The organism is Streptomyces sp. NPDC090106 (assembly GCF_044747265.1).
GTDB lineage: Bacteria > Actinomycetota > Actinomycetes > Streptomycetales > Streptomycetaceae > Streptomyces.
Genome location: NZ_JBIVDS010000010.1, coordinates 293946 through 310337, shown reverse-complemented (window position 1 = coordinate 310337; position 16392 = coordinate 293946). Strand labels below are relative to the sequence as shown.

13 protein-coding genes are annotated in these 16392 nt (G+C 73.3%); 8 read left to right on the top strand and 5 right to left on the bottom strand.

Annotation, left to right across the window (positions count from 1 at the left end; translation table 11 throughout):
- Positions 1-29 precede the first annotated feature (29 nt).
- Both ACIPSE_RS31080 and ACIPSE_RS31075 read left to right on the top strand, forming a co-directional pair.
- Positions 30-1403: a cryptochrome/photolyase family protein gene (locus ACIPSE_RS31080; RefSeq protein ID WP_401668954.1), complete on the top strand. Its 1374-nt coding sequence runs from the start codon at positions 30-32 to the stop codon at positions 1401-1403.
- A 13-nt stretch (positions 1404-1416) separates the two neighbouring features.
- Positions 1417-2922, top strand: coding sequence for a cryptochrome/photolyase family protein (locus tag ACIPSE_RS31075; RefSeq protein WP_401668953.1), 1506 nt, complete (start codon positions 1417-1419; stop codon positions 2920-2922).
- Between the two features lie 69 nt (positions 2923-2991).
- Here the strand turns inward: ACIPSE_RS31075 and ACIPSE_RS31070 are convergent, their stop codons facing one another.
- Positions 2992-4233, bottom strand: coding sequence for an NAD(P)/FAD-dependent oxidoreductase (locus ACIPSE_RS31070; RefSeq protein WP_401668951.1), 1242 nt, complete (start codon positions 4231-4233; stop codon positions 2992-2994).
- A 464-nt stretch (positions 4234-4697) separates the two neighbouring features.
- Positions 4698-5669: a MerR family transcriptional regulator gene (locus ACIPSE_RS31065; RefSeq protein ID WP_401668949.1), complete on the bottom strand. Its 972-nt coding sequence runs from the start codon at positions 5667-5669 to the stop codon at positions 4698-4700.
- A gap of 127 nt (positions 5670-5796) precedes the next feature.
- Between ACIPSE_RS31065 and ACIPSE_RS31060 the strand changes: the two genes are divergently transcribed.
- From ACIPSE_RS31060 to ACIPSE_RS31050, 3 genes are all read left to right on the top strand, one after another.
- Positions 5797-6408, top strand: a complete 612-nt coding sequence (locus tag ACIPSE_RS31060) for a sigma-70 family RNA polymerase sigma factor (RefSeq protein ID WP_401668948.1) — start codon at positions 5797-5799, stop codon at positions 6406-6408.
- Positions 6409-6634: 226 nt separating this feature from the next.
- On the top strand, positions 6635-7069 hold the full coding sequence (locus tag ACIPSE_RS31055) for a hypothetical protein (RefSeq protein WP_401668946.1): 435 nt from the start codon (positions 6635-6637) through the stop codon (positions 7067-7069).
- 90 nt (positions 7070-7159) lie between these two features.
- Positions 7160-7600: an SPW repeat protein gene (locus tag ACIPSE_RS31050; protein ID WP_401668944.1), complete on the top strand. Its 441-nt coding sequence runs from the start codon at positions 7160-7162 to the stop codon at positions 7598-7600.
- 96 nt (positions 7601-7696) lie between these two features.
- On the opposite strand, the gene ACIPSE_RS31045 is transcribed toward ACIPSE_RS31050, so the two are convergent.
- Together ACIPSE_RS31045 and ACIPSE_RS31040 are read right to left on the bottom strand one after the other, a co-directional pair.
- Positions 7697-8431, bottom strand: coding sequence for a phosphotransferase (locus ACIPSE_RS31045; RefSeq protein ID WP_401668942.1), 735 nt, complete (start codon positions 8429-8431; stop codon positions 7697-7699).
- 50 nt (positions 8432-8481) lie between these two features.
- A complete protein-coding gene (locus ACIPSE_RS31040) occupies positions 8482-9921 on the bottom strand; it encodes a hydrolase (protein WP_401668939.1) in 1440 nt (479 codons plus the stop codon).
- A gap of 282 nt (positions 9922-10203) precedes the next feature.
- Here ACIPSE_RS31040 and ACIPSE_RS31035 point away from each other — a divergent pair, with 282 nt between their 5' ends.
- Positions 10204-10467 carry a GlsB/YeaQ/YmgE family stress response membrane protein gene (locus tag ACIPSE_RS31035; protein WP_401668936.1) on the top strand — a complete coding sequence of 88 codons (264 nt, stop codon included), beginning with the start codon at positions 10204-10206 and terminating at the stop codon, positions 10465-10467.
- A gap of 69 nt (positions 10468-10536) precedes the next feature.
- On the opposite strand, the gene ACIPSE_RS31030 is transcribed toward ACIPSE_RS31035, so the two are convergent.
- The gene (locus ACIPSE_RS31030) at positions 10537-11313 is read right to left on the bottom strand and encodes a GNAT family N-acetyltransferase (protein ID WP_401668934.1); all 777 of its coding nucleotides are present in this window, start codon (positions 11311-11313) and stop codon (positions 10537-10539) included.
- 182 nt (positions 11314-11495) lie between these two features.
- Here ACIPSE_RS31030 and ACIPSE_RS31025 point away from each other — a divergent pair, with 182 nt between their 5' ends.
- A complete protein-coding gene (locus tag ACIPSE_RS31025) occupies positions 11496-11975 on the top strand; it encodes a nucleoside deaminase (protein WP_401668931.1) in 480 nt (159 codons plus the stop codon).
- A 108-nt stretch (positions 11976-12083) separates the two neighbouring features.
- A complete protein-coding gene (locus ACIPSE_RS31020; RefSeq protein ID WP_401669262.1) occupies positions 12084-16391 on the top strand; it encodes an aminotransferase class I/II-fold pyridoxal phosphate-dependent enzyme in 4308 nt (1435 codons plus the stop codon).
- Position 16392 lies beyond the last annotated feature (1 nt).

The window sequence follows — 16392 nt, the reverse complement described above, 5'->3', positions numbered from 1 at the left end:
CTCGCCCTCGTTCCCTGGAGCACCGCCTCATGACCGTCTCGATCGTCCTGTTCACCTCCGACCTGCGCCTGCACGACCACCCGCCGCTGCGCGCCGCGACGGAGGCCGACCAGGTCGTCCCGCTCTTCGTGCGGGACCCGGGGGTGGACGGCGCCGGATTCGCCGCGCCCAACCGGCTGGCCTTCCTCGCCGACTGTCTGCGCGACCTGGACGCAGGACTGCGCGAGCGCGGCGGCCGTCTCGTGGTCCGCTCCGGCCCGGTCGTCGAGGAGGTGTGCAAGGTCGCCGCCGAGACGGACGCCGACGAGGTGCACATGGCCGCCGACGTCAGCGCGTACGCCCACGCCCGCGAGGTCCGGCTGCGCCGGGCGCTGGAGGCCGAGGGGCGTCGGCTGCACGTCCACGACACGGTGACCACGGCGGTCGCGCCCGGAGCGGTCACCCCGGCCGCCAACGACCACTTCGCCGTGTTCACGCCGTACTTCCGGCACTGGTCCGACGTACAGCTGCGGCCCGCGCTGGGCGCGCCGCGCGTGGTCCGGGTGCCCGACGGGGTCGGCTCGGACCCGGTCCCGGCCCGGTCCGCGCTCACCGGGCTGTCGCCGGACCTCGCCGAGGGCGGCGAGGAGCGGGGCCGCGGGCTCCTCACCAGCTGGCTGCGCACCGGCATCGGCGCCTACGAGGACCGCCACGACGACCTCGCCGGGGACGCCACCTCCCGCTTCTCGCCCCATCTGCACTTCGGCACCCTCTCCCCCGTGGAACTGGTGCACCGGGCGCGCAAGGCGGGCGGCCCCGGCGCCGAGGCGTTCGTACGGCAGCTCTGCTGGCGCGACTTCCACCGCCAGGTCCTCGCCTCCGACCCCGACACGGCCACCGTCGACTACCGCACCAAGCGTGACGTGTGGCGCGACGAGCGGGACGCGGGCGAGGACATCGCCGCCTGGAAGGAGGGCCGCACCGGCTACCCCGTCGTCGACGCGGCGATGCGCCAGCTCCACCACGAGGGCTGGATGCACAACCGCGGCCGGCTCCTGACGGCGAGCTTCCTGACCAAGACGCTCTACGTCGACTGGCGCGTGGGCGCCCGCTATTTCCTGGATCTCCTGGTCGACGGGGACGTGGCCAACAACCAGCTCAACTGGCAGTGGATGGCGGGCACCGGCACCGACTCCCGGCCCAACCGCGTCCTGAACCCGGTCACCCAGGCCAAGCGCTACGACCCCGACGGCGCGTACGTGCGGCGCTGGGTGCCCGAACTGGCCTCTCTCCAGGCGCCCCAGGTGCACGAGCCGTGGAAGCTGCGCGGCCTGGACCGGGCCGCGATCGACGACTACCCGGACCCGGTCGTCGAACTCTCCGAGGGGCTGGCCCGCTTCAAGCAGGCCCGCGGACTGGACTGAGGAGCGCGGCCCGATGACCGTCCCCCACTGGCTCTTCGGCGACCAGCTCGGCCCCGCCTTCCTCTCCCCGGGCGAGGGCGGCCCGGCCCGTGACGCGCCCGTAGTGATGATCGAGGCCCGCTCGGTCTTCCGGCGGCGCCGCTTCCACCGCGCCAAGGCGCATCTCGTGCTGTCCGCGATGCGGCACCGCGCCGCCGAACTCGGCGACCGGGTGCGCTACGTGCGGGCGGAGACCTACCGCGAGGGGCTGCGCGAGGCCGTCGGCCGACCGCCCCTGACAGTGCGTCACCCCACGTCACGGGCCGCGCTGGGGCTGGTGCGGTCGCTGTCCGGGGTGACCGTGCTGCCGCCGCGCGGGTTCCTCGTCCCGCAGGAGGACTTCCGTGCCTGGGCCGACGGGCACGGCGGGCAGCGGCTGCTCCAGGAGGACTTCTACCGCTGGGTACGCCGCGGCCACGGGCTCCTGATGGACGCGGACGCCCCGGCGGGCGGGCGCTGGAACCACGACCACGACAACCGGGAGCCCCCGCCCAAGGGGGCCGGCACCCTCGGCGCGCCCGCCCCCTACCGGCCGCGCGAGGACGCCGTGGACGACGAGGTGCGCGAGGACCTGGACCGCTGGGAGCGCGAGGACGGGATCCGCTTCGTCGGCCGCGACGGGCCCCGGCTCTTCCCCGCCACCCGCCGGGAGGCGCTCGCCGCGCTCGACCGTTTCGTGGAGCGCCGGCTGGCCGGGTTCGGGCCGCACGAGGACGCGATGCTCGCCGGTGACCCGGTGCTCAGCCACAGCCTGCTGTCCTCGTCGCTCAACCTCGGCCTGCTGGACCCGCTGGAGTGCGTCGAACGCGCCGAGCGGGCCTGGCGGTCGGGGGAGGTGCCCGTCAACAGCGCGGAGGGGTTCGTCCGGCAGATCGCCGGCTGGCGCGAGTACGTGTGGCAGCTGTACTGGTACTTCGGCGAGGACTACCGCCATCGCAACGCGCTGCGCCATCACGCGCCGCTGCCGGAGTGGTTCCTGGAGCTGGACGCCGACGCGGTCGGCGCGCGCTGTCTGTCCACGGTGCTGGCGCAGGTCCGCGACACCGGCTGGACCCACCACATCCCCCGGCTGATGCTGCTCGGCAGTCACGCCCTCCAGCGCGGCTGGGACCCGGCGGCGGTGACGGACTGGTTCCACCGCTGCTTCGTCGACGGATACGACTGGGTGATGCTGCCGAACGTGGTCGGCATGTCCCAGTACGCCGACGGGGGCCGGATGACGACCAAGCCGTACACCTCCGGCGGGGCCTACGTGAACCGGATGAGCGATCTGTGCGGTCCGTGCCCCTACCGGCCCACCGAACGGGTCGGCGAGCGGGCCTGTCCGTTCACCGCCGGGTACTGGGCGTTCCTGCACCGCCACCGGGCCCGGCTGGAGGGCAATCAGCGCATGACCCGGGCCGTCCGGGGCCTGGACCGGCTCGCCGATCTCGACGAGCTGCTCCGGCAGGAGGCGGACCGCGGCGACGGACCGCCCTGACACCGGGCCTTGGCACCAGGCTCTGCCACCGGGCCCTGACACCCGGTCCTCGGCGGCGACACCCGGTCCTCAGCGGCCGAGGTCCCGCAGCACCTCACGGGCGGCGCGCGCCCCGGACGCCAGCGCGCCCTGCACCGAGCCGGTCGCGCGGTGGTCGCCGCACACGTACCGCCCCGGGGCGAACCGGGTGGTGGAGCTGAGCGGCTGCGGCGGCGTCATCACGGGCAGCGCGTCGGGGATCGTCCGGACCGTCAGCAGGTCCCAGCCCGCGGTGTCCGTGCCGTACGCCTCCGCCAGCGCCGTCCGCAGGGCGGTCTCGCGCCCCTCGTCCTCCGCGCCCAGGACGGAGGTGGCGACGAGGGCGCCGCCGCCGGGGGCGTACTCGGGCACCACGTCGCTGAGGACGCAGGTGTTGAGGAACCGGCGCCGCTCGTCGACCAGGAGGGTCGGCTCGCCGAGCGGGGAACGCGGGGCGACGTGGAAGTACGTGGTGACCACCCGGTACCCGGGGACCGGCAGACCGGGAAGCAGCGTGCTCGCGGGCCCGGGTCCGGTGGCCACCACCACGATGGGCGCGGCCCGTTCGGAGCCGTCCTCGGTGCGGACCCCGTCGTCGGTGAGCCCGCTCACCGGTGTCTCCAGCCGTACCGTCCCGGCGGGCAGCGCGGCGGCGAGCGCCTCGGGCACGGCGCAGATCCCGGTGCGGGGCAGGCACAGGGTGCCGCGGAGCATGCTGCGCCAGACCAGGTGGAAGAAGCGGCTGGAGGTCTCCAGTCCGTCCTCCAGGAACACCCCGGACAGGAACGGCCGGAAGAAGCGCTCGACGAACTCCTCGCTGAAACCGGCGGCGGCGAGCGCGGTCCCGGTGGTGCGGTCCCTGGAGCGTTTCACCAGGCTCACCGGGGCGAGCGCGTCACGGGCCGACAGCACGCCGAGCGCCGCGAGGTCGCGCGGTCCCGCGAGGCGTCCCGGCCGGAGCTCCCCCAGGGAGTGCGGGCGGCGGCTGGGGTCGCTGAACCGCAGCCTTCCGTGGCCGGTGTGCACGAGGACGCCCGGCGTGAACGGCCGAAGGCCCAGCTCGCGCAGTACGAGGCGGCGGCGAATCTGGGGGTAGGAAGTGTTGAGGACCTGGAAGCCCCGGTCGACGACATGGCCGTCGACGAGGTCGCTGCGCATCCGGCCGCCCACGCCGTCGGAGGCTTCGAGGACGCGTACGGTGAGCCCGGCGGCGAGCAGGTCCGCGGCGCAGGCGAGCCCGGCGAGGCCCGCTCCGACCACGAGGACGTCGGGGGTGTCGGGGAACGCGGGCACGTGATCCTCCTTCGCGCACCCGGCGGCCCTGCGTCGGCCGCCCGGAGCCGGCGGTCGGCGTCCGCGAGTTGCACGGGTGCATGGAGGTGTTCCGGTCGCGGGGCCCGATCGGATGCGGTGACCGGGTCGGCCCAGGCGATCCGGACGACCGGTGAACACGCGGTGGCGTCCACTGGTGAGCGCACGGCGGCGTCCGCCGGTGAGCACGCGGTGGCGTCCGCCGGCCGGTGGGCGGCTGTGACCACCGGTCCACGCACGACCGTGGCCACCAGCCGGCGCACGATCGCGTCCACCGGGCAACGCACAGCTATGGCCGCAAGCCAATGCGCCGTGGCGTCTGCCAGCCAGCGCACGAGTGTGGCCACCGGTCAGCGCGCGCCGGCGTCCACCCGTCATCCCACGGCCGTGGCCACCGGCCAGCGTGCGGCTGCGGTCGCCTGTCAGCGCACGGCCGGGTCCGCCGGTCAGTGTGCGGCGGTGGCCGCCGCGCCGGTGTAGGCGTCCGCCAAGAGCGCGACGGCGTCCTTCAGGGCCCCGGGCCGGGGCATCTCGCGCGCCGCGGGACCCGACCAGCCGGGGCCGCCGAGGATCACCCGGGGCTGCCGCCGGGCGCCCTTGACGCCCCAGCGGGTCGCGGCGACGTAGCGGGCCAGCGGCAGGCTCGCGATGGACCGCGACTGCGCCCACAGGAACACGGCCGAGGGGCCGAGCCGCTGCACCGCCGCGGCGAGCGCCTCGCCGGGCACCGCGGCGCCGAACATCCGCGTGGGCACGCCGAGTTCGCCCAGCGCGGCGTTGAGCGCCTCGACGGGCAGGGTGTGCTGCTCCCCGGGCACGCACGCCAGGACGACGGGCCCGTTCGCCGTGGGGGTCTCGCGCGGGCCCGACACGGGGGTGCGGCGGCGCAGGGCGGTGGAGACGTGCCAGGACAGCAGGTGCTCGACCTCGACGTACCGGTCCCCGGAGGACGCCCATTTGCGGCCCACCGCGTGCAGCGTCGGCATCATCACGTCGTGCCAGGCCGTGATGACGCCGTACTGGCTCACCGCGCTCGCGAGCAGGTCGTCGACGGCGGGCGCGTCGAGCCGGACGGCGGCCCGTGCGAGGCCGCGGCACTCCTGGCGCACATCCCCGAGGGGCAGGGTGCCGGCCGCGTTGGACGGCAGCGCGGCCTCGGCCGGCGGACCGGGCGTCTGCCCGCCCTCCTTGGCGACGCGGGCCGCCTCGGCGGGCGGCACCCCGGAGGAGGTCAGCCGGCACATCGTCTCCAGCACGGCGACGTCCTGGACGGACCAGCGCCGGTGGCGTCCGTCGGCGCGCACGGCCGGTCCGATGCCGTAGCGGCGGTCCCAGGAGCGCAGCGTGGTGGGAGACACGCCCAGCCGGCGGGCGAGGCCCCCGGTGGTGAGCGGGACGTCGGCGGGCGACTCGGTCATGCGTCGACTATACGACGCAGAAACGACGCAAGTTGAGGGCAGGCTCCACGGCTCCAAGGATGGACACACCGGGACGCCCGGATCGGGCGCATCCCGGCCGGCGCCCGACAGGTGAGGAGCCGTCGCCATGAACCAGCAGCAGGACGTCACGGTGCCGTCCCCCGCGGAGCCCCTGTGGGCGCCGGCGGAGGTGTCGTACGAGGACGAGGAGCTGGCCCGGCGGCTGGTGGCGGGCGAGGAGCGGTGCCTGGCGGAGGCCTACCGGCGCTGGTCCACGCTGGTGCACACGCTCGCCTGGCGTTCCCTGGGAGATCTCAGGGAGGCGGAGGACGTGACCCAGCAGGTGTTCCTCGCGGTGTGGCGGGGGCGCGGGGGCTTCCGTCCGGAGCGGGGCACGCTGAGCAGCTGGATCGTGGGCATCACCCGGCGCAGGATCGCCGACGCGCTCTCCGCGCGCACGCGCCGCACGGATCTCGTGGCCGCCGCGGGCGCCTCGCTGGCGATCGCCGATCCCTCGGGCGAGTGTCCGGAGGCCGCCGTGGACCGGGTGCTCGTCCAGCACGAGCTGACACGGCTGCCGGTCGCCCAGCAGCGGGTGCTGCGGCTCGCCTTCTACGCCGATCTCACCCAGACGCAGATCGCGGAGCACACCGGCTGGCCGCTGGGCACCGTGAAGAGTCACGCCCGGCGCGGACTGCACCAGCTGCGCCGCTGCCTGGAGGAGCAGGCGACCGCCTGAGCGCCACGGAATGATCACTAAGTGTTCATTCGACGCAGGAACGTTGCAATCTCGATCACGAACGAAACCGTCGACGCTTCGCCCGGCGTAGGAAAAACCCCTGCGCACAGGCGCATCCGTAGGGGCCTCTCCACCCGAAGTCGATTGCGATCACCCCCGTCCGGGAGCGGCGCCGGTCGTCCCGGGCGGGCGCAACTCGCACCGGCGTGGCAGGCGGAGGTGGCGGATGACCGCGACGCACGACAACGATCACGTACCTCCGGACGTCCTCGTGGCCATCGCGCTCGACGGCGAGCGGGCGGGGCCTCCGGACGAACTGGACCGGATCTGGCGGCACATGGCCCTGTGTCCCCGGTGCCGCGAGGCGCTCGCCGCGCTCGGCCGCGCCGTGACGGCGGGCCGCACCCCTGACCCGTACGACTTCCCGGTCTCCCCCTCCGAGCGGGTCTGGGCGGCGATCGTGCGCGAGGCACGGCAGGGGGACTCCCCCCGCCCCTTACCCGCCCCGCGCCCCACCGCCCTGCCCCCGGGGACGGCGAAACCGCTGCTCTGGACGCTGGCGGCGCTCTCCCTCCTGGCGCTGTGGCACCGGCGCCGCAGAGCGCAGCCCGCGATCCCGGGCCCGAGGACCGCTTCGGACACCTCCCACCTCTACACATAAGGCGGAAATAAGAGCAAACTGGGCATACGTGGCGCACTCCGCGTTCCGCCCCGGACGCGGTCGGGCCCGTGATCCAGAAGGAGACGAGTCATGGCCAACGTCTCGCCCACCAGGGGTGACATGACCACCCACCCGGATGTCTCCGAGATGCGGGCCCGGTACGCCCGCATGCTCGGCGGTCGCGATGTGGCGCTCGTGGACGGACCGGTGTTCCTGCTCGGTCTGTACTGCGCCGTGTCCCCGTGGATCCTCCACTACACGACGAGCCAGCCCGCGCTCGTCACCCACAACCTCGTCATCGGCGTCGCGATCGCTCTGCTGGCCCTCGGATTCACCCAGAGCCCGGAGCGGATGTACGGCCTGAGCTGGGCGTTCTGCGCGGTCGGCGTCTGGATGATCGTCGCGCCCTGGATCGTGGGCGAGAGCCCCGACGCCGGAGTCGTGCTGAACAACGTCATCATCGGCGGCCTCGCCGTGGTCCTCGGGCTGATGTGCACCGCGACGGCGGCCAGGAGCGCTCCCCGGGCGTGACCCGCCCCCTCTCGTCGCCTGGAAGGACGGCCCGGCGGCCGGCCCGCACCCCGCAGACCGGCCGCCGCCGTCACCCGACCCGCTCGCCGCCCGACGTCACAGGAACCGGCCCAGGGCCTCCCGGTGGGCGGCGACCCAGGCGCGCGCCGCCCGGAGCTCCTCCACGACCCCGCGCTCCCGCAGCCCGACCATGGCCGGTTCCCCGCGTTCCGCCCCGGCCTCGATGCCGCGCCGGCAGCGGTCCTGCCACTCCGGCACGGCGTCCAGCAGCCGGTCCCCGTCGATCGCCCCGTACGCGTCCCGCAGGACCCGGACGCGGTGCGCGGCCTCCTCGACGTCCGTCACGCCCGGCCCCAGGTCCAGGTACTGCCAGCACACGTGGGCGAGGTCCCACACCCGTTCGCCGGGGGCCGCGAGGTCCCAGTCGATGAAGGCCACGGGCCGCCAGGCGGCACCGTCGACGGCGTACACGGTGTTCTTGGGGGCGAGGTCGTTGTGGCAGACCACCTCGTGCCCGCGGGCCGGCCCGGTGCCCTCGGTCAGGTCGTGGAACTCCCGCACCAGGCGCGCCACCTGGGCGAGGGTCTCGTCGGTGCGGGCGGCGGCGCGCTCCCCGGGCGTGAGGGCGGCGCGGCCGGGCAGGAAGCCGAGGCTCTCGCGGCCCCGTTCGTCCCGGCCCAGGTACCTCGGCGCGCCCGGCCAGCCGCGCCGCTCGAACAGGTCGAGCAGCTCCCGTACGTACGCGGACCGCCGCGAGGGGGCACGCCGCACGGTCGGTCCGACGCGCACGGCCCCGCTGACGGCACCGCCGCCCAGTGGTGTCTCCTTCACGGGAGACGAGTATGCGGCCCCGCCGGGCGGAGGGCGGGGCCGGGTTCTCGTCAGGTGATGCTGAGGGCGGTGTCGTCGACGACGAACGACGTCTGGAGCACGGAGCCCTCCGTGCCGGTGAACTTGAGGGTCACGGTCTGGCCCGCGTACCCGCTCAGATCGAAGCTGCGCTGGGTGTAGCCGGAGGCCGCGTTGAGGTTGGAGTAGGTGGCGAGGGTGCCGAGAACGGTGCCGGAGCTGTTCAGGACCTGCACGGACAGGGTGTCGTAGGCCGTGCTGGTCGTCGTCTCGGCCGTGTCGATGTGCAGGTAGAAGCTGAAGGTCGCCGAGCAGCCGGAGCCGATGGTCACCGACTGGGACAGGGTGTCGGTGTGGCTGCTGCCGTAGCCGTCGAGCCAGGCGTAGTAGGAGCCGGTGCGGGCCGACTGGCCGGAGGAGTTGGTGATGACGCCGCTGGTCGCGGTCCAGGACGAACTGCCGGACTCGAAGCCCTGGTTGGCCAGGAGCTGGGTGTCGGTGCAGGACGTGTCGCCCCCGCCGCCTCCGCCGTCGTCACCGCTGCCGCCGGAGAGCCATTCGGTGGCGTTGAGGGCGAGGGCGGCGTTGGTGGCGCCGGAGTCGTTCCAGCCGTCGTAGAGGGTGTTGCCGGACTGACCGGTGTCGTCGTCGATCGGTGAGCTGTCGCCCCAGAACGCGACCCGGCCGCTGCCGAAGGCGCTGGTGGCGAAGAAGGCTCCGGTGGTGCCGGAGTAACCGGTGCGGTAGAGGAGGCCCTTGACCGCGGAGTTGTCGGCGGGCTTGAGCGTGGCCGTCGTACCGCTGGCGATGAGGCTCTTGGTGACGGTGCCGAACGAGCCGTGGAGCACCGGGTCGGAGCTGTCGCTGATCGCCGACGGGTAGTCCGACCCGATGCTGAGGGAGTCGACCGAGAAGCCGAACGGGTCGGTGGAGTCGACCGAGTTGTTGCTCATCAGGTCGTTGAGGATCTCGACGGCGTCCTCACCGTCGTTGTTGCGGTCGGCGCCGGTGTGGTCGGAGACCATGAACAGACCGCCGCCGTTCTTCACGAAGGTCATGATGGCCGTCTTCTCGGCCGTCGTGAACAGCGTGTTGGGCTCCGGCAGGACCAGCGTGTCGAAGTTCGCCAGGTCGGTGGCCGCGGAGCCGCCGTAGGTGAGACTCGACCCGGACGGGAGGGTCTTCAGGCTGTAGTCGCCGGTCTTCTGGAGCGCGACGCCCCAGGACGAGATCGCGCCGGTCCAGTCGCTCTCGGACGACGGCGAGGAGTCCTCGCCCAGCGGGTCGGGCTGGCTGGTGGAGATGATCCAGTCGGCGTTGCCGGCCGTCTCGGCGTGCGCGTTGTCGAACAGGACCCGGTAGGGGGTGGCCGCGGCGGCCTCGGGGGCCTCCAGGACGGCGCCGGCGCTGAGCAGGCCGAACACCGCGAGGGCCGTGACGAGTCTGTGGCGGGATCTGGGCAGTCGGGGCATCCGGCTTACCTCCGTGTGGGGTTGGGGCAGAAGCGGGTGCGGGGCCCTCGCCTACGCGCGTAGAAGCAGGGCGGATCTGCGCGCGTAGACAACCGGTCGCACGCGTGCTCACGACCGGTCGACTTGAAAGGTACATGCCCAATCAGGGTCTGAACAGGCGTCACTTCGGACACCCGGCCAACGCTTGGACCGACGTTGACCGCCGCTTGACGCACGAGCGGACTGTCCCCGCCCGCAGCGGGCATCCGGACTACTGCGGGGGTCTTGAGGAGAGGGGCTGAGATGGAGATCTCGGGGATCATCAGCGCGATCGTGATCGGTATCGTCATCGGCGTGCTGGGCCGGCTCGTGGTGCCGGGCAGGCAGCGCATCGGAATCCTGCTGACCATCGTCGTCGGGATCGTGGCCGCGCTGCTCGGTTCGGCGATCGCGGCCGGCTTCGGCGTGGCCGACACCAAGGGCGTGGACTGGGTCGAGTGGCTGATCCAGATCGTTCTGGCGGCGTTCGGCGTGGCCGCCCTGGACCGGACACGGGCCCGTCGCTGACGGCCCGCCTACAGCATCCGCGAAGGGCCCGGCCTGCGGCGGCCGGGCCCTTCGCACGCGCCGGTCAGGTCACGGGGTGCGCAGATACGGCGTGGTCGTGGTGAGCGGCTCGAAACCGAGGCGCTCCAGGATGGGGCGGCTGGTGCTCATCGCGTCGACCTGGAGATAGCGGTAGCCGCGCTCCTGGGCCTCCCGGGCGCGTACGGCGACCAGGGCGCGGTAGATGCCCCGGCCCCGCCAGGCCGCGACCGTACCCCCGCCCCACAGGCCCGCGAAGCGGGTGCCGGGCACCAGTTCCATCCGAGCGGCGCTGACCGGTGTGTCGCCGTCCAGGGCGACGACCGCGACCACGCTGTCGGGATCGGCCTCCAGCTGGGCGAGGAGCTGGCGGCGCAGCCGGGTGCCGTCGGTGCCGAAGGCGGCCTCGTGGACGTCCGCGACGAGACCGACGCCCGCGCGGTCGGTGACCGGCAGGACGCGGATGCCCTCGGGCGGCTCGGCGTCCAGGGTGAGGTCGGCGACCTCACCGATCATCAGCGTCTCCTCGGGCTGCGGCACGAACCCGGCGGCCCTGAGCCGCTTGCCGAGATCGACCGGCAGGTCGTGCCCGTAGAGCTTCCACTCGAACTCGCGGCCGAGATCCGCGTAGTACGCGACCTGCGCCGCGATCGCCGCGTCCGCGCTCTGGTCGTCCAGATCCGACCACACCACGCCGTTCCAGCCGTGCTCGGCGGAGACCTGGCGGACGACGCCGCCGACCCGCTCGATCCGGGACTCGGGGCTGTCCGGCTGTGCGCCCTCGCGCATGTCCCGGTCGTACAGGGCGAGCACCGCGGCATGATCCATGGGCTCACTCCAGCACCAAGACGCACGCCGGGCAACACTTTTACGGGTCGTTCCGGGGCCTTCTCGGACGAATTCCGGGTCTTCCCGGACACGTTCCAGGGTCTTCCCGGAGGGACTCCGGGTCGTCCCGGGCGACCATGGAGCGACAACCGAAGATCACTACGCGAGGAGGACCGTACGTCATGGCCGTGAAGGACACCGAGCTGCCGTATCTGCGCCGCTGTGTGGAGCTGGCCGCCGAAGCCCTGGAGGCGGGCGACGAACCGTTCGGTTCGGTGCTGGTGGGCGGGGACGGCACGGTCCTCGCCGAGGACCGCAACCGGATCGCCGGCGGGGACAGCACCCGCCACCCCGAGTTCGAGCTGGCACGCTGGGCCGCCGGGCACATGACGCCCGCGGCACGGGAGGCCGCGACGGTGTACACCTCCGGCGAGCACTGCCCGATGTGCGCGGCGGCGCACGCCTGGGTGGGGCTCGGCCGGATCGTGTACGTGGCGTCCTCGGAGCAACTGGGCGGATGGCTCAAGGAGTTGGGGGTGCCCGAGGCGCCGGTGCGGTCCCTGCCGGTGCGTGAGGTGGCGCCCGGAGTGACCGTCGAGGGCCCGGTGCCGGAACTGACCGAGGAGGTGCACGCGCTGCACCGGCGTCTCCACGCGCGGTGACGCACCGGGCGGCTCGGGATGCAGGTGGCCGTACCCGGTGCCTAGGATCGAGAAGCTTTCCGGACCAGGTACGGCCCGGTCTCCCGCAGCGGGGGGAGGCGCATGCCCATGCTGCCGGCACATCGGCTGATGACCGCGTACGTCACCTCCGTCGCGGTCGCCACCGTCGTCTATCTGACGGTCCCCGTGACCCGCACCCCGCTGTGGGCCGCCATCGGTCTCTCCGGCGTCGTCGCCGTACTCGTCGGCACTCGACTGCACCGGCCCGCGCACCACTGGCCGTGGTGGGTGCTGGCGGCGGGGCTGCTGACGTTCATCGCGGGCGACACGTACTACAACGTGATGGAGGGCTACTTCCACGCCTCCAACCCGTTCCCCTCCCCCGCCGACGCCTGTTACCTCGCCACCTATCCGCTGCTGGCGATCGGCCTGTCCGGGCTGATCCGCTACCGGTACGCCGGCCCCGACCTGCCCAGTCTGCTCGACGCGCTGATCATCACGTGCGGTCTGGCGCTGCCGGTGTGGGTGTACCTGGTGCAGCCGCTGGCCGAGGTCGACGGACTGACCTGGCAGCAGCGGGCGATCAGCATCGCCTACCCGCTGGGCGACGTCCTGGTGCTGGCCCTGCTGGCACGGCTGGTGACCCCGAGCCCCGTGGACGGACACAACCGCTCGGTCCAGCTGCTGGTGGTCGGCACGACGACCCTGCTCGGCTTCGACATCGCCTACGGCATCCTCCAGCTCAACGACATGTGGGAGACGGGCACGCTCCTGGACACGGGCTGGATCGTCTTCTACACGGCCTGGGCGCTGGCCGCCCTGCACCCCTCGATGGTCGAGCTGACGACGACCGTGTCGCAGAAGGAGTCGCTGCTGCCCCGGCCCAGACGGCTGGTCGTGCTGGCCGTCGCGACGCTCATCGCGCCGGGCATCCTGCTCTACGAAGGGCTCGCGGGCACCGCGCACCACGCCTCGGTGATCGCCGCGTTCTCCGGCGTGCTGTTCCTGCTGGTGATCCTGCGGCTGGCGGGCATGGTCGTGGCGCACCGCAGGGCGGTCGCCCGGGAGCTGGCGCTGCGGCGGGCGGCGGCCTCGCTGGTCTCGGCGGTCCGCCAGGAGGAGGTCGCCCGCTCGTGCGAGACGGCCGTCGACACGCTCCTGGGCCCGGCCGTGCCCCATCGCACGCTGCTGCTGTCGGCCGAGCGGGCGGCGGAGCTGGCCCCGGACGGCACCCGGATGGTGCCGGGCGCGGAGCTGGACCCCGGCCTGGCGGCGGAGCTGGACGGGCCGAGCGCCGTGCTGGCCTGTCCGATGACCCCGCCGGACCGTCCCACCGCGGCGGTCCCGGGCCTGCTGCTGGTCGCCGGGCCCCGCGAGCAGCTCACCGAGACCCGCGCCTCGCTGGAGATCCTCGCCTCGCACGCCGGTCTCGCCGTCGAGCGGGTCGCGCTGCGCCAGGAGATCATCCGCCGGGAGAGCGAGGCGTACTTCCGCACCCTGGTGCGCAACACCTCCGACGTGATCCTGATCCTGGAGGACGACGACACCATCCGGTACGCCAGCCCGTCCGCCGCGTCCGTGTTCGGCACCGCGGACCTGGTCGGGGCGGCGCTGCCGGAGCTCCTGGACGCGCGGGACCGGAACCGGGCGGCGCGGGAGCTGACGGCGGTGCGGGACAACGGCCCGCGGGCGGCGCACGACCACTGGTGGGTGCGGCACCGGGCGGGCCGGGTCGAGGTCGAGGTGCGGTGCAGCGACTTCCGGGACGAGCGGACCGTGGCCGGTCTGGTGGTCACCCTGCGGGACGTGACCGAGCAGCGGCGCCTGGAGCACGAGCTGACCCAGCGCGCCTTCCACGACTCGCTGACCGGGCTGCCCAACCGCACGCTGCTGCTGGAGCGGATCGAGCGGGCGCTGCTGCGCGGGCGCCGGGAGGCCTCGCTGACCTGTCTGCTCTTCATCGACCTGGACGACTTCAAGCAGGTCAACGACACGCTCGGGCACTCCGCCGGGGACCATCTGCTGGTCGCCGTCGGCAACCGGCTGTCCAAGGCGCTGCGCCGCACGGACACCGCGGCCCGGCTCGGCGGCGACGAGTTCGCCGTGCTGATGGAGGACGCGCGCGAGCCGCTGGACGCCGAGCTGCTGGCCGCGCAGGTCATCCAGACGCTGACCCGGCCCTTCACGCTGGGCGAGGAGTCGGTGACCGTCTCCGCCAGCGTGGGCGTGGCCACGGCCCGCGACAGCACCGACGCGGAGGAGCTGCTGGGGCACGCCGATCTCGCGCTGTACGCGGCGAAGGCTGCGGGCAAACGGCAGTGGCGGCGCTTCCAGCCGCTCCTGCACACGCGGATGGTGGAGCGGCACGACCTCCAGAGCAGGCTCGCGCGGGCGGTCGCCGGCAAGGAGTTCGCGCTGCGGTACCAGCCCGTCGTGGACATCTCGGTGGGCGAGGTCGTGGGGTTCGAGGCGCTGGTGCGCTGGCCGTCCCCGCGCCGGCCCGTCTCCCCGGAGCAGTTCATCTCGCTGGCCGAGGAGACCGGGCACATCGCGGTGCTGGGCTCGTGGGTGCTGGAGAACGCGGTCCAGGACATCGCGGGGCTCCAGCAGCTGTCCGGGACGGGCGAGCCGCCGTACATCAGCGTGAACGTCTCGGCCCGGCAGTTCCGGGACGCGGGGTTCGTGGACCAGGTCGGCGAGGCGCTGCGCACGCCGGGGCTGGCGCCGGGGTCGCTGCAACTGGAGCTCACGGAGACGCTGCTGCTCCGCCACGACGTGCAGATCCACGGGGTGCTCCAGGCGCTCAAGGACCTGGGGGTGCACATCGCGGTGGACGACTTCGGGACCGGTTTCTCGTCCCTGCGCTATCTGCGGGACTTCCCCATCGACGTGCTGAAGATCGACAAGTCGTTCATCGACGACATCACGCAGGACCCTCGGCAGGTGGCGCTCGTCGAAGGTATCGTGCGCATCGCCGACACCCTCGGGATGCAGGTCATCGCCGAGGGCATCGAGGAACCGGCGCAGCGGGACCTGCTGGCTGGGATGGGCTGCCGGTTCGGGCAGGGCTTCCTGTTCGCGCGGCCGATGACGGTGCGGCAGAGCGAGCGGGTGCTACGGAAGCGGGCCGGGGTGAGGTTCTCTACGGCGACGGACGGCGAGCCCGAACCGACCGGGCCGGCCCCCTCGACACGCCGCGAACGGGCCGTGCGCTGGGCCGATCTGGAGCATCTGCGGCGCACCACCCTCATGAGCGACGCGGTCCTGGACGAGGTGCGGGGCCGGCACATCCGCAGCCGGGGCCACTGGCTGATCGACTTCGCCTCCTGCAACTACCTCGGTTTCGACTGGGATCCGGAGATAGCGGCCGGTATCGAGCCCGCCGTGCGGCGCTGGGGCACGCACCCCAGTTGGTCGCGGCTGATCGGAAGTCCCCGTATCTATCCGCAGATCGAGGAGCGGCTCACCGAACTCCTCGACGCCCCGGACACGTTGCTGCTGCCGACGCTGACGCTCATCCACTCCTCGGTGATCCCCGTCCTCGCCGAGTCGGGCCATGTCTTCGTCGAGGCGACCGCGCACCGGACCGTGTACGACGGGTGCGCCGTCGCCCGCGGCCAGGGCGCCACCCTGCGCCGCTTCCACGCCGAACGCCCCGAGGAACTCGACGCGTTGCTCGCCGCGGCGCCCGGCACCGGGCCCCGGCTGGTGTGCGTCGACGGCGTGAACAGCATGAGCGGCAACATCACCGACATCGCCGCGCTGGCCGCCGTGTGCCGCGCCCGGGGCGCGACGCTGTACGTGGACGACGCGCACGGCTTCGGGGTCATCGGGGAGCGCCGCGCCGACGAGTCCTGCCTGTACGGCGCGCGCGGCAACGGTGTGGTGCGGTACGCGGGCGAGTCGTACGACGGGATCGTGCTGGCGGCCGGTTTCTCCAAGGCGTACTCGTCGCTGCTGGCGTTCCTGGCGCTGCCGACGGAGCTGAAGAACCGGCTCAAGACGGCCGCCGCGCCCTATCTGTACTCGGGCCCCTCCCCGACCGCGTCCCTGGCCACCGCGCTGGCCGGGCTGGAGGTCAACGACCGGCGCGGGGACGGCATCCGGGCGGACCTGCACCGCAAGACGCGCCAAGTGCTGGATCATCTGCACGACTTGGACGTGCACACCCTGAACACGGACGAGCTGCCCATCCTGGAGATCCCGCTGGCGGACCCGGCCGACCTCGACGGGGTGGCCGCGTTCCTGTGGGAGGAGGGCATCTACGTGACGCTCGCCGCCTACCCCCTGGTCCCGCGCGACCGGGTCGGGTTCCGGGTGCAGATCACCGCGCTCAACTCGGACGAGGACATCGAGCGGCTGACCGCGACCCTGAGCCGGCTCGCCGCGCGGTTCCCGCTGCGGACGAGGAGCTGAG

Excerpts from the sequence above, each read along its gene's own strand:
- ACIPSE_RS31080 (WP_401668954.1), top strand. The coding sequence starts at position 30 with ATGACCGTCTCGATCGTCCTGTTCACCTCCGACCTGCGCCTGCACGAC.
- ACIPSE_RS31075 (WP_401668953.1), top strand. The coding sequence starts at position 1,417 with ATGACCGTCCCCCACTGGCTCTTCGGCGACCAGCTCGGCCCCGCCTTC.
- ACIPSE_RS31065 (WP_401668949.1), bottom strand. The coding sequence starts at position 5,669 with ATGACCGAGTCGCCCGCCGACGTCCCGCTCACCACCGGGGGCCTCGCC.
- ACIPSE_RS31060 (WP_401668948.1), top strand. The coding sequence starts at position 5,797 with ATGAACCAGCAGCAGGACGTCACGGTGCCGTCCCCCGCGGAGCCCCTG.
- ACIPSE_RS31055 (WP_401668946.1), top strand. The coding sequence starts at position 6,635 with ATGACCGCGACGCACGACAACGATCACGTACCTCCGGACGTCCTCGTG.
- ACIPSE_RS31050 (WP_401668944.1), top strand. The coding sequence starts at position 7,160 with ATGGCCAACGTCTCGCCCACCAGGGGTGACATGACCACCCACCCGGAT.
- ACIPSE_RS31040 (WP_401668939.1), bottom strand. The coding sequence starts at position 9,921 with ATGCCCCGACTGCCCAGATCCCGCCACAGACTCGTCACGGCCCTCGCG.
- ACIPSE_RS31035 (WP_401668936.1), top strand. The coding sequence starts at position 10,204 with ATGGAGATCTCGGGGATCATCAGCGCGATCGTGATCGGTATCGTCATC.
- ACIPSE_RS31030 (WP_401668934.1), bottom strand. The coding sequence starts at position 11,313 with ATGGATCATGCCGCGGTGCTCGCCCTGTACGACCGGGACATGCGCGAG.
- ACIPSE_RS31025 (WP_401668931.1), top strand. The coding sequence starts at position 11,496 with ATGGCCGTGAAGGACACCGAGCTGCCGTATCTGCGCCGCTGTGTGGAG.
- ACIPSE_RS31020 (WP_401669262.1), top strand. The coding sequence starts at position 12,084 with ATGCTGCCGGCACATCGGCTGATGACCGCGTACGTCACCTCCGTCGCG.